Raw genomic sequence first — 11,982 nt, 5'->3', positions numbered from 1 at the left:
TGTAGCCGTGCCGGCGTGACGGTGATCTGACGGTTCGAAGAACAAACGATGACGGCGGTGGTGTTTTCCACACCCGCCCCAACGGGCGATGGTGGCGGCGAAAAAGCTGCGGTATGCTGGATGCCATGCCGACCGCATTGCGCACCCCTTGGATGGCGCCGGACGAGTATCTGGCGCGCGAACGGACCGCCGAGGTGCGGCACGAATACGTCGACGGTGAAGTGTTCGCGATGGTCGGCGCCAGCCGCCGCCACGCCCGCATCGTAGGGAACCTGTTCGTCGCGTTGCAGCAGGCATCGCAGCGGCGGGGCTGTGATGCCTATGCAAGCGAGGTGAAGGTCCGGGTCGAGGCGGCCAACGCCTATTACTATCCCGACCTCGTGGTCACCTGCGATCCCTCCGACCGCGACGACTACGTCGTTCATGCGCCGGCCCTGGTCGTCGAGGTGCTGTCGCCGTCCACCGAAGCCGTGGACCGCCGGGAGAAGCGCATCCACTATCTGACCGTTCCCAGCCTGGCCGCCTACCTCGTGGTGGCCCAGGAGGAGCGCCGCGTGGAGGTCTACCGCCGCGAGGGTGAGGGCTGGGTGCACGAGGTCGTCACCGGCGGCGCCGTTCCGCTGCCGCCGTTCGACCTCGCGCTGGACCTCGACGAGGTCTACGCCGGCACCTGAGTGGCGGCTACCCGCGCTCGGCCCATCCCATGTAGTTGACGTCGAGATCGCGCGGGTGCAGCCGGAAGGCGTCGGTCAGCGGGTTGTAGGTGACGCCGGTCAGGTTCTTCATGGCGAAGCCGCGGGAGCGCAGGCCGGCGGCCAGCTCCGACGGCCGCAGGAACTTGCGCCAGTTGTGGGTGCCCCGGGGCAGCCAGCGCAGGATGTACTCGGCGCCGACGATGGCCAGGGCGAAGCTCTTCGGGGTGCGGTTCAAGGTGGCCAGGAACAGGACGCCGCCGGGTGCCACCAGGTCGGTGCAGGCCTTGAGGAACAGGTCCACGTCGGCCACGTGCTCCACCACCTCCATGGCCACCACCACGTCGAAGCGGCGCCCTTCGGCGGCCAGGGTCTCCGCGGTGGTGGCGCGGTAGGCGACCGCGGTGTCCGTCTCGGCGGCGTGGGCGGCGGCGGTCTTGACGTTGCGCTCCGCCGCGTCGACGCCCAGCACCGTGGCGCCCATGCGCGCCAGGGGCTCGGCCAGAAGGCCGCCGCCGCAGCCGATGTCGACGACGTCGAGGCCGGCGAGGGCCGTTCCGGTGTGGGGATCCCGGCCGAGGCGCGCGCAGACCGTGTCGCGGATGTAGGCGAGGCGCAGCGGGTTCAGCTTGTGCAGCGGGCGGAACTTGCCGGCGGGGTCCCACCACTCCGCGGCGATCGCCGAGAAACGGGCGATTTCGTCTGGGTCGACGGTGCCGGCGGTCGCGTTCATCGGTGAGATCCCATAAAATGTTCGCGTGAAAACAGGCCCGGGCGTTCTTGCCTTCGTCCCGGCCGAGAGAGTATGGATACGCCGCCCCGCGCCGGCAACGGTGGAGCGGGGGCGTCATGCCGGACCCCCCGCACCGGGGCCGGCTTCAGATGGTGTGGGGATAATGGCGCGGATCGTCCTCAAGTTCGGCGGCACGTCGGTCGGCGACATCGAGCGGATCAAGAACGTGGCTCGCAAGGTCGAGCAGGAAGTCAAGGCGGGCCATCAGGTGGCGGTCGTGGTCTCGGCCATGTCGGGCACCACGAACCAGCTGGTGAAGCACTGCACCGACATTGACAAGCTGCACGACGCGCGCGAGTACGACGCCGTCGTGGCCTCGGGCGAACAGGTGACCACCGGCCTTCTGGCCATCGCGTTGCAGTCCATCGGCATCCCGGCGCGCTCCTGGCTGGGCTGGCAGATCCCCATCCGCACCGACGACACCCACGCCAAGGCGCGCATCGTCTCCATCGACACCACCGAGCTGGACAAGCGCATGGCGACCGGCGAGGTCGCGGTGGTCGCCGGGTTCCAGGGGGTGGCACCGGACGGGCGCATCGCCACGCTGGGGCGCGGCGGCTCCGACACCTCTGCGGTGGCCCTGGCGGCGGCGCTGAAGGCCGAGCGGTGCGACATCTACACCGACGTGGACGGTGTCTACACCACCGATCCGCGCATCGTCACCAAGGCCCGCAAGCTCGACCGCATCACCTACGAGGAGATGCTGGAACTGGCCTCCCAGGGCGCCAAGGTGCTGCAGACGCGGTCCGTCGAGATGGCGATGAACCATCGCGTGCGCGTGCAGGTGCTGTCCAGTTTCGAGCCGGCCCCCGGCAGTGAACTCCCTGGAACTCTGGTAGTCGACGAGGACGAGATCGTGGAAAAGGAAGTGGTGAGCGGCATCGCCTACAGCCGCGACGAGGCGAAGATCACCCTGGTCGGCGTCGCCGACCGGCCGGGCGTGGCCGCCGGCATCTTCGGCCCGCTGTCGGACGCCGCGATCAACGTGGACATGATCGTCCAGAACGTCTCGGAGGACGGCCGTTCCACCGACCTCACCTTCACCGTCGGCAAGGCCGACATCGACCGCGCCGTCAAGGTGCTCGAGGACAAGAGGGCGGAGCTGAACTACCAGCGCATCGTCTCCGACCCCGACGTGGTCAAGGTGTCGGTGATCGGGGTCGGCATGCGCAGCCACGCCGGCGTCGCACAGCGCATGTTCAAGGCGCTGGCCGACAAGGGCATCAACATCCAGGTGATCTCCACCTCGGAGATCAAGATCAGCGTTCTGATCGCCGAGGAGTACACGGAACTGGCCCTGCGCTCGCTGCACACGGTCTACGGCCTCGACGCGACCTGATCGGGAACCGCCAGCCCCATGAAACACCCCCCGGCCATGTCCGCGAGCGCGGCGTCCGCCCCGGCGGCCCGTCTGAGGCTCGACCGGCTGTGGAGCCGGGGGTGCGCCTTCCTCGGCTCACCCACCGCCATCATGGGCGGCGCGATGACCTGGGTGTCGGAACGCCACCTCGTCTCCGCCATCTCCAACGCCGGCGGCTTCGGCGTGCTCGCCTGCGGCTCCATGGCGCCGGACCGCCTGGCCGAGGAGATCGCGGCGACCCGCGCCCTCACCGACCGGCCGTTCGGCGTCAACCTCATCAACCTGCATCCCCAGCTCGACAGCCTGGTGACGGTCTGCGTCGAGCAGCGGGTGGGCCACGTCGTGGTCGCCGGCGGGCTGCCCTCGGCGGTCACCATCAAGCGGATCAAGGACGGCGGCGCCAAGGTGGTGGCGTTCGCCCCGGCCGCGGTGATCGCCAAGCGGCTGGTGCGGATGGGCGTCGACGCGCTGATCATCGAGGGGTCGGAGGCCGGCGGCCACATCGGTCCGGTCGCCACCTCCGTGCTGGCCCAGGAGATCCTGCCCGAGGTGCGGGAGGTGCCGGTGTTCGTCGCCGGCGGGATCGGCCGCGGCGAGGCCATCGTGTCGGCGCTGGAAGTGGGCGCCGCCGGGGTGCAGATCGGCACCCGCTTCGTCTGCGCGGCGGAATCCATCGCCCACGCCAATTTCAAGAAGGCGTTCATCCGCGCCTCCGCCCGCGATGCCCAGCCGTCGGTGCAGATCGACCCGCGCTTTCCGGTGATCCCCGTGCGCGCGCTTGCCAACGAAGGCACCAAGCGGTTCCAGGAGACGCAGCGGGCGCTGATCGCGCGCGTCGACGCCGGCGCGATCTCCCGCGAGGCCGCCCAGCTCGAGATCGAGCACTACTGGGCCGGCGCGCTGCGCCGTGCGGTCATCGACGGCGACGTGGAGAACGGGTCGCTGATGGCGGGCCAGAGCGTCGGCATGGTGACCCGCGAGCAGCCGACCATCGAGATCATCGCCGAACTGCTGGGTCAGGCGGAGGCCGCCTTGCTGCGCCGCTTCGCCTCGCTGCCCCTGCGCGCGCGGGCCGTGGAGGAAGGAGCGGCCTGAGAACGGGGGGTGCCTCTTTCGCGCAAGGGGCCGGCGCACCACATTGATGGGCGAAGGCCATTGCGCGGGATCCCCATGCCGTTGACTCTCCTGTCGCACCGGGCGGCCGGCGCCCCCGCGGCGGCAACGCCGCGCGGCGTTGCCGCCCATGGGGCGGAGGCACCCGTCTCCCCCCTTGCTTTTGCCGCCGCCGCGTGGAATTGAGCGCGCCATGGACAGCGTCAAGCAGCACACCGCCCCCTTCGACGGCCGCGCCTCGCGCCGCCTCCTCGCGCGGCTGCGCGACATCATGGCCGGGTCGGGCACCGGGCAGGACCGGCTGGACAAGATCGTCACCCTGATCGGCGCCGAGATGGGGGCCGACGTCTGCTCCTGCTACGTCATGCGCGCCGGCGAGGTGCTCGAGCTGTTCGCCACGGAGGGCCTCAACAAGGCGGCCGTGCACAAGACCCGGCTGCGGGTCGGCGAGGGCATCGTCGGCGACATCGCCGCCCAGGCCCGCGCCCTGGCCCTCGACAACGTCCAGGCCCACCCCAGCTTCGCCTACCGCCCGGAAACCGGCGAGGACCCGTTCCAGTCCCTGATGGGCGTGCCCATCCTGCGCGGCGGCAAGGTCCGCGGCGTCCTGGTGATCCAGCACGCCGCCCGGCGCCACTACGCCGAGGAGGAGGTCGAGACCCTGCAGACCATCGCCATGGTCGTCGCCGAGCTGGTGGCGGCGGGCGAGCTGATCAACCCGCAGGAGGTGTTCTCCACCGGCGACGCCGCGCTGATGCCGGCGCGCCTGTCCGGGGTCTCCCTCAGCGGCGGCCTGGCGACCGGCCTGGCGGTGGTGCACCGTCCCCAGCTGACCATCCGCCAGATGGTGGCCGAGGACTCCGACCGCGAGCAGCAGCGCCTGGCCGAGGCGCTGACCGCCATGCACAGCCGCCTCGACGCCCTGCTGGCCTCGCCGTCCCTGGCGGCGCAGGGTGAGCCGCGGGACATCCTGGAGACCTACCGCATGTTCGCGGAGGACCGCGGCTGGCTGACCCGCATCCGCGACGCCATCGCCAAGGGGCTGACGGCCGACGCCGCGGTGCAGCAGGTGCAGAACGACAACCGCGCCCGCATGAGCCATCTCACCGACCCCTACATCCGCGAGCGCCTGCTGGACCTGGAGGACCTGACCAACCGCCTGCTCCAGCACCTCGCCGGCAAGCACGGCGACGGCGACGCGGCGACCCTGCCCGACGAGATCGTCATCGTCGCCCGCACCATGGGCCCGGCCGAGCTTCTGGACTACGACCAGCGCCGCCTGCGCGCGCTGATCCTGGAGGAGGGGTCGCCGTCGTCCCATGTCTGCATCGTCGCCCGGGCCCTCGACATCCCGGTGGTGCAGATCGCCGACGCCATGAACCGGATCGAGCCGCTCGATCCCCTGATCGTGGACGGCGACCATGGCACCGTCTTCGTCCGCCCGGCCGAGGACATCCAGATGGCCTTCGCCGACAGCGTCGCCCTGCGCACCCGCAAGGAGCAGATGTACGCCGAGGTCCGGGCGCTGCCGTCGCTGACCCGCGACGGCGTGCCGATCTCCATCCAGCTCAACTGCGGGCTGCTGATCGATCTGCCGCACCTCCAGGCCAGCGCGGCCGAGGGGATCGGCCTCTACCGCACCGAGATCCCGTTCATGGTGCGCTCGACCTATCCCGACGTGGCGGCGCAGACCGACCTCTACGCCCGCATCCTCGACGAGGCCGGGGCCAAGCCCGTGGTGTTCCGCACGCTGGACGCCGGCGGCGACAAGATCCTGCCCTACATCGTGGCCGGCGAAGAGGAGAACCCGGCGCTGGGATGGCGGGCGATCCGCATCGGCCTGGACCATCCCATGCTGCTGCGCCAGCAGCTGCGGGCGCTGCTGCGCGCGGCGGCCGGCCGGCCGGCCCTGTCGGTGATGTTCCCGATGATCGCCGAGGTGGCCGAGTTCGACGCCGCCCGGCGCCTGCTCGACATGGAGTGCGCGCGCGTCCAGGCGGAAGGCTACGCGCTGCCCGGCCGGCTGCGCGTCGGCGCGATGATCGAGGTGCCGTCGCTGTTGTTCCAGCTTCCCGCCCTGCTGCGACGGGTGAACTTCCTGTCGGTCGGCTCCAACGACCTGATGCAGTACATCTTCGCCTGCGACCGCGGCAACCCGCGCACGGCGATGCGCTACGACCCGTTGTCGCCGCCCATGCTCAGCCTGCTCAAGGGGCTGGTCGAGGCCTGCGACGACGCGGGTGTGCCTCTGTCCATCTGCGGCGAAATGGCGGGCCGGCCGCTCGACGCCATGGCCCTGATCGGCCTGGGCTTCCGCACCCTGTCCATGGCACCCCCGGCGGTCGGGCCGGTGAAGACGATGCTGCGTTCCCTTGATGTCGGCAGTCTGCGCCAATACATGGGCGGGCTTTACAGCCGCGCCGACCACAGCGCGCGCAGCAAGCTCGGCGCTTTTGCCAAGGATCACGGCATCCTGATTTGAGCGGTTGCCCCTTGCCGCACGCCTTTGTTACAAGAGCCATGCCGAAGGACGTGTACCGTGCCGGCCATGGCGCCGCGCCACCGCGTCGGCGGACGCCATCCCGGCGCAACGATTTGCCATCGGCGCGCGCAGCGACGACACGACCGACCCCATGGGCGACAGCATTCGCAAGGTGAACGACGGCATGGACGCCTCCTCCCATTCTCCCGGCCATCACCCCGGCTGGGGCGGCGGCGACGCGCCGGTCGCCGGCGTGGGCGCCAGCCTGCGCGAGGCGCGCCAGCGCGTCGGCGTCGAGCTGCGCGACGTCGCGGAGATGCTGCGCATCCGCTACGTGTTCCTGCAGGCGATCGAGGACGGCCGCTATGGCGACCTTCCGGGCAACGCGTACGCCGCCGGCTTCCTGCGCTCCTACGCGGAATACCTCGGCCTCGACGCCGACGCCGTGGTCCGCCGCTTCAAGGACGAGGTCGCCGGCCGCACCGCGAAGCAGGAGCTGTACTTCCCCACGCCGGTGCCGGAAGGCCGGGTGCCGGGCGGTGCGGTCCTGCTGGCGGCGCTGGTCATCGCCGGCTCGGTCTATGGCGGCTGGTACTATCTGTCGGCCACCGACCGGTCGATGGTCGATCTGGTGCCGGCCTTGCCGGACCGCCTGGTGTCGCTGCTCGACAACCTGCCGTTCAGCGCCACCACCCAGCCGTCGCTCCCGGCCCCGGACGAGTCCGCCGCCCAGGCGCCGCCGGCGCCGTCCCCCGACGCGCCCGGGCCGGAGGTCGCGGAGAGCGCGCCGGCCGATCCGGCGCCGCCGGCCGCCGTGGCCGAGGCGCCCTCGACCACGGCGTCCGCGAGCCCGTCCGCCGGGGGCACCGCCCCATCCGCCGGGGGCACCGCCCCATCCGCCGGGGGCTTTGCCCCATCCGCCGGGGGCGGTGCCGCGGTGACGGCCGCCCCGCAGGCCGCCGCGCCGCCGGTGTCGGCGTCCCCGTCGTCGGCGTCCCCGTCGTCGCCGCCCCCGCCGTCGCCGCCCCCGCCGTCGCCGCCGTCACAAGCCGTCGCTCCGGCCGCGCCGGCGCCCGCGCCCGGGACGGCGTCCGGGGCGCCCGCCGCCGCACCGGCCGCGCCCGCGCCCTTGCCGCCCGCCGACGCCCCGGCCGCGGTGGCGGCCCTTCCGGACACGCCGGCGGCGGACGCCGTGCCGCCGGTGAAGCCGGACGCGGCGGCCGAGGCCGAGGCCGCGGCCACCGAGGAGGACACCGAGGAGGCGGCCCAGGAGCCGACGCCGCTGACGCCGGAGGCACCGCCGCTGCCGGCGGTCGCCGCCGCCCCGGGCAGCACCGCGGTGGCCGATGCGGCGGCCGCGGTGGCGACACCGCCGACCCGCGTGTATGGCAGCCAGAACCAGGAATCGCGGGTCCAGCTCCGCGCCACCCAGGACAGCTGGGTGCAGGTCCGCGATGGCGGCGGCGACCTCCTCTTCACGCGGGTCCTGCGGCCGGGCGAGGTCTACCGCGTTCCGGACCGTCCCGGGGTGCGCCTGCGCACCGGCAACGCCGGCGGTCTCGTCGTCGTGGTCGACGGGGTGGCCGGCACGCCGCTCGGCGCCAGCGGCCAGGTGCTGCGGGACATCGCCCTCGACGCGCCGGCCCTGCGCTAGGCCGGTTTTCCGTACCCCGCCCACCCATGGGCGGGCTGGGAGACCCTGCAATACCCTGGAGTCCGCAGGTTTCGCCGGGCCGGGCCCGTGGCCCGAGCCGGTGAAACCCGCCTAAGGTCGGGCTCCGTCCCTTTCCCTTGGCAACGCGAACCCGCGTGCGCACTTCAGGGGCAGCGGCGGGTGCGCTATAAGGGCGGACCGCCCCGTTCCGAATCGAAGGCCAGGTTCCGATGAGCAGTGTGCGCGCCTACCGGCAGATCCAGCGCCGCGTGTCCCGCCAGATCCACGTCGGCTCCGTTCCCGTGGGCGGCGACGCCCCGATCTCGGTCCAGTCCATGACCAACACGCCGACCGCCGACGTCAAGGCGACGGTCGAGCAGATCCAGGCCATGGAGCGGGTCGGCGTCGACATCGTCCGCGTCTCCTGCCCGGACCGGGACTCGGCGCTGGCGCTGAAGGACATCGTGCGGCAGGTCAAGGTCCCTGTCGTCGCCGACATCCATTTCCACTACAAGCGGGCCATCGAGGCGGCCGAGAGCGGGGCGGCCTGCCTGCGCATCAACCCCGGCAACATCGGCTCGGCCGAGCGGGTGCGCGAGGTGGTGCAGGCGGCCAAGGACCATGGCTGCTCCATGCGCATCGGCGTCAACGCCGGGTCGCTGGAGCAGGACCTGCTGGAGAAGTACGGCGAGCCCTGCCCGGAGGCCATGGTCGAGAGCGCGCTCGACCACGCCAAGATCCTGGAAGACCATGATTTCCGGGAGTTCAAGATCTCGGTCAAGGCGTCCGACGTGTTCCTGGCCGTGGCCGCCTACCAGGGCCTGGCCGAGGTGTGCGACTATCCCCTGCACATCGGCATCACCGAGGCCGGCGGCCTGCGCGCCGGCACCGTGAAGTCCTCCATCGGCCTGGGCATGCTGCTGTGGGCCGGCATCGGCGACACGATTCGCGTGTCGCTGTCGGCCGACCCGGCGGAGGAGGTCCTGGTCGGCTACGACCTGCTGAAGTCGCTGGGGCTGCGCCGGCGCGGCGTCACGGTCGTGTCCTGCCCGTCCTGCGCACGGCAGAACTTCAACGTGATCAAGACGGTGGAGGTGCTGGAGCAGCGCCTGACCCACATCACCACGCCGCTGACGGTGTCGGTCATCGGCTGCGTCGTCAACGGTCCCGGCGAGGCGCGGGAGACCGACATCGGGCTCACCGGCGGTGGCAACAACACCCACCAGATCTACGTCGCCGGCCAGCCCGACCACCGCCTGAAGGACCGCGACATCGTCGACCATCTCGTCGCGATGGTCGAGGAGAAGGCGGCCGCCATCGAGGCCGCGGCCGCCGCGAGCGCCGCAACGGCTGCGGAAGCGGCGGAGTGATCCGCCGCGTGTGAGCTCGGATCGGATCGGTGATCGCCTCCTACCTCGTCGTCGGCGCCAGCCACCGCACCTGCTCGGGCAGCCTGCGCGACCGCCTTGCCACCGACGAGGCGGAGGTTCCGGAGATCCTGGACCGACTGAAGGGCCTGGGCTTCGAGCAGGCGCTGTGGCTCAGCACCTGCGACCGGGTCGAGGTGCAGGGGGTTCATCCCCGGCCGCTCGAGGCGGCGCTGCGGGTCGCCGCTCTGATGGGGGAGCGGCTGGGGCTGGAGGACACCGGCGCGCTGGCCGGGCAACTCGTCACCCTGACCGGAGAGGCGGCGGTGCGCCACGTCTTCGACGTGGCCTCGTCCCTCGACAGCCAGATCGTCGGCGAACCGCACGTCCTCGGCCAGCTCAAGGCGGCGCACCGCATCGCGGTGACCGCCGGCTGCACCGGGCCGGAGCTGGAGGCGGCGCTCCAGGCGGCCTACGCCGCGGCGAAGCGGGTGCGCAGCGAGACCGCGATCGCCGAGGGCGCGACCTCCATCGTCGCCGCCGCGGTCCAGGTCGCCCGCGACCTGCACGGCAACCTCAAGCGCACCGGCGCCCTGCTGCTGGGTCTGGGTGACATGGGGGCGCTGGTGGTGGAGGGTCTGCGCGAGGCGGGGCTTGCCCGGGTGACCGTCGCCGCCCCGGTCGACCGGCGGGCGGCGGCGGCGGCGCGGCGCCTGGACGCGCATTTCGTGCCCTGGGCCGAGGTCGACGGCGCGCTGGAGGGCGCCGATATCGTGGTGACCGCGGCCGGCCAGGGGCGCTATATCCTGTCCGCCGAGGCGATGGGGGCGGCGCTGAAGCGGCGGCGCTACCGCGCCATGTTCGTCGTCGACGCCGCGATCCCGGCCGATGTCGACCCGGCGGTGGGCGGCCTCGACGACGCCTATGTCTACGACCTGGCCGACCTGGAGCGCGTCGCGCTGGAAGGGCGGGTGGGGCGGCAGGGCGCGCTGCAGGCGGCCCGCGCCATCGTCGACGGTGCGGTGGCCGGCTTCGTTCGCACCCGCGCCGAGCGGGCCGCGGTGCCGGCGGTGGCGGCGTTGCGCGCCCATTTCGAAGCGGAGCGGCGGCGCCTGCTGGACCAGCACGGGGCGCTCGACGCCGACGCGGCGACGCGGCTGCTGGTCAACCGGCTGCTGCACCGCCCGTCGGCGATGCTGCGCACCTTGGCCGCCGCCGAGGGGGGCGAACGGGCGGAGCGGGCGGCGGCGGAGCGCCTGCTGTTCCGCCTGTTCCGGCTGGACGACGGGGTCGACGGCGACGGCGGCGGCGGCGACAGCAACGGTGATCTGGGCAATGCGGTCTCCGACCCCGCCGACGGGGCGGCCGGCCGACGCAACGAGGAAGAGCGAACGTGAGCCTGGAAGAGAAGTTCGGCAGGGTTCTGGCCCGCCACGACGAGCTGCGCGACGCGTTGTCCGCCGGCAGCGTCGAGGCCGGGGAGTTCGCCCGCCTGTCCAAGGAGTACGCCGACCTCACCCCGGTCGCCGAGGCGATCGCCGCCTTGACGAAGGTCCGGACCGAGGCGGCGGAGCTCGCCGCGATGGCCGCCGACCCGGCCGCCGACCCGGAGATGCGCGGCCTCGCCGAGGACGAGCTGCGGGCGCTGGACGACCGCCTGCCGGCGCTGGAGCGCACGGTGCAGGTGGCGCTGCTGCCCAAGGACGAGGCCGACGAGAAGAACGCGATCCTCGAGGTGCGGGCCGGCACCGGGGGCGACGAGGCGGCCCTGTTCGCGGCCGAGCTGTTCGAGATGTACCGCCGCTACGCCGGCCTGCACGGCTGGCGCTTCGAGGCGATGGAGGTCAGCGAGACCGGCATCGGCGGCTACAAGGAGGCGATCGCCAACATCACCGGCCGCAACGTCTTCGCCCGGCTCAAGTTCGAATCCGGGGTGCATCGCGTGCAGCGCGTGCCCGCCACCGAGGCGCAGGGGCGCATCCACACGTCCGCCGCCACGGTGGCCGTCCTGCCCGAGGCCGAGGAGGTCGACGTGCAGATCGACGAGAAGGACCTGCGCATCGACGTGTTCCGGTCCTCGGGCCCCGGCGGGCAGTCGGTCAACACCACGGACAGCGCGGTGCGCATCACCCACCTGCCGACCGGGCTGGTCGTCAGCCAGCAGGACGAGAAGAGCCAGCACAAGAACAAGGCGAAGGCGATGAAGGTGCTGCGCGCCCGCCTCTACGAGCGGGAGCGCAGCGCCAAGGACGCCGCCCGCGCCGCCGACCGCAAGAGCCAGGTCGGCTCCGGCGACCGGTCGGAGCGCATCCGCACCTACAACTTCCCCCAGGGCCGGGTCACCGATCACCGCATCAACCTGACCCTCTACAAGATCGAGAAGGTGATGCTGGGCGAGGCCCTGGACGAGGTCGTCGACGCCCTGGTGGCCGAGGACGAGGCGCTGCGCCTCAGCGAGCTGCGGTGAGCGCCGCCGCCGGTCTCGCCGGTGCGGGGATGCGGCCGTTTCCGAACCACCGCG

9 protein-coding genes and 1 pseudogene are annotated in these 11,982 nt (G+C 72.2%); 9 read left to right on the top strand and 1 reads right to left on the bottom strand.

Annotated features, from left to right (window positions below):
• The first annotated feature begins 125 nt into the window (after positions 1 to 125).
• Complete coding sequence (locus tag AC6H2I_RS00135; RefSeq protein WP_497498444.1) at positions 126 to 674, top strand: Uma2 family endonuclease; 549 nt, start codon at positions 126 to 128, stop codon at positions 672 to 674.
• Between the two features lie 7 nt (positions 675 to 681).
• Here AC6H2I_RS00135 and ubiG read toward each other — a convergent pair whose 3' ends face one another.
• Positions 682 to 1,425, bottom strand: a complete 744-nt coding sequence (gene ubiG / locus AC6H2I_RS00130) for a bifunctional 2-polyprenyl-6-hydroxyphenol methylase/3-demethylubiquinol 3-O-methyltransferase UbiG (protein ID WP_497498443.1) — start codon at positions 1,423 to 1,425, stop codon at positions 682 to 684.
• Positions 1,426 to 1,588: 163 nt separating this feature from the next.
• On the opposite strand from ubiG, the gene AC6H2I_RS00125 reads away from it, so the two are divergent.
• The 8 genes and pseudogenes from AC6H2I_RS00125 (at position 1,589) to prfA (ending at position 11,928) form a co-directional block, all read left to right on the top strand.
• Positions 1,589 to 2,824: an aspartate kinase gene (locus AC6H2I_RS00125; RefSeq protein ID WP_497498442.1), complete on the top strand. Its 1,236-nt coding sequence runs from the start codon at positions 1,589 to 1,591 to the stop codon at positions 2,822 to 2,824.
• An 18-nt stretch (positions 2,825 to 2,842) separates the two neighbouring features.
• Positions 2,843 to 3,940: an NAD(P)H-dependent flavin oxidoreductase gene (locus AC6H2I_RS00120; protein WP_497498441.1), complete on the top strand. Its 1,098-nt coding sequence runs from the start codon at positions 2,843 to 2,845 to the stop codon at positions 3,938 to 3,940.
• A 211-nt stretch (positions 3,941 to 4,151) separates the two neighbouring features.
• Positions 4,152 to 6,440, top strand: a complete 2,289-nt coding sequence (gene ptsP, locus AC6H2I_RS00115; RefSeq protein WP_497498440.1) for a phosphoenolpyruvate--protein phosphotransferase — start codon at positions 4,152 to 4,154, stop codon at positions 6,438 to 6,440.
• 151 nt (positions 6,441 to 6,591) lie between these two features.
• Positions 6,592 to 6,876: pseudogene (locus AC6H2I_RS00110) on the top strand (helix-turn-helix domain-containing protein); the annotation flags it as partial.
• 183 nt (positions 6,877 to 7,059) lie between these two features.
• A complete protein-coding gene (locus AC6H2I_RS00105; RefSeq protein WP_497498994.1) occupies positions 7,060 to 8,094 on the top strand; it encodes a DUF4115 domain-containing protein in 1,035 nt (344 codons plus the stop codon).
• A 230-nt stretch (positions 8,095 to 8,324) separates the two neighbouring features.
• The gene (gene ispG, locus AC6H2I_RS00100) at positions 8,325 to 9,464 is read left to right on the top strand and encodes a flavodoxin-dependent (E)-4-hydroxy-3-methylbut-2-enyl-diphosphate synthase (protein WP_497498438.1); all 1,140 of its coding nucleotides are present in this window, start codon (positions 8,325 to 8,327) and stop codon (positions 9,462 to 9,464) included.
• Between the two features lie 29 nt (positions 9,465 to 9,493).
• Complete coding sequence (hemA, locus tag AC6H2I_RS00095) at positions 9,494 to 10,858, top strand: glutamyl-tRNA reductase (protein ID WP_497498437.1); 1,365 nt, start codon at positions 9,494 to 9,496, stop codon at positions 10,856 to 10,858.
• Complete coding sequence (prfA, locus tag AC6H2I_RS00090) at positions 10,855 to 11,928, top strand: peptide chain release factor 1 (protein ID WP_497498436.1); 1,074 nt, start codon at positions 10,855 to 10,857, stop codon at positions 11,926 to 11,928. Before hemA ends, prfA begins: the two co-directional genes overlap by 4 nt.
• The last annotated feature ends 54 nt before the right edge of the window (positions 11,929 to 11,982 follow it).

It is taken from the genome of Azospirillum sp. NS33 (assembly GCF_059703765.1).
This window is presented reverse-complemented; position numbering and strand designations above follow the sequence as displayed.

Excerpts from the sequence above, each read along its gene's own strand:
- AC6H2I_RS00105 (WP_497498994.1), top strand. The coding sequence starts at position 7,060 with ATGGTCGATCTGGTGCCGGCCTTGCCGGACCGCCTGGTGTCGCTGCTC.
- ubiG (WP_497498443.1), bottom strand. The coding sequence starts at position 1,425 with ATGAACGCGACCGCCGGCACCGTCGACCCAGACGAAATCGCCCGTTTC.
- AC6H2I_RS00135 (WP_497498444.1), top strand. The coding sequence starts at position 126 with ATGCCGACCGCATTGCGCACCCCTTGGATGGCGCCGGACGAGTATCTG.
- ispG (WP_497498438.1), top strand. The coding sequence starts at position 8,325 with ATGAGCAGTGTGCGCGCCTACCGGCAGATCCAGCGCCGCGTGTCCCGC.
- AC6H2I_RS00125 (WP_497498442.1), top strand. The coding sequence starts at position 1,589 with ATGGCGCGGATCGTCCTCAAGTTCGGCGGCACGTCGGTCGGCGACATC.
- ptsP (WP_497498440.1), top strand. The coding sequence starts at position 4,152 with ATGGACAGCGTCAAGCAGCACACCGCCCCCTTCGACGGCCGCGCCTCG.
- AC6H2I_RS00120 (WP_497498441.1), top strand. The coding sequence starts at position 2,843 with ATGAAACACCCCCCGGCCATGTCCGCGAGCGCGGCGTCCGCCCCGGCG.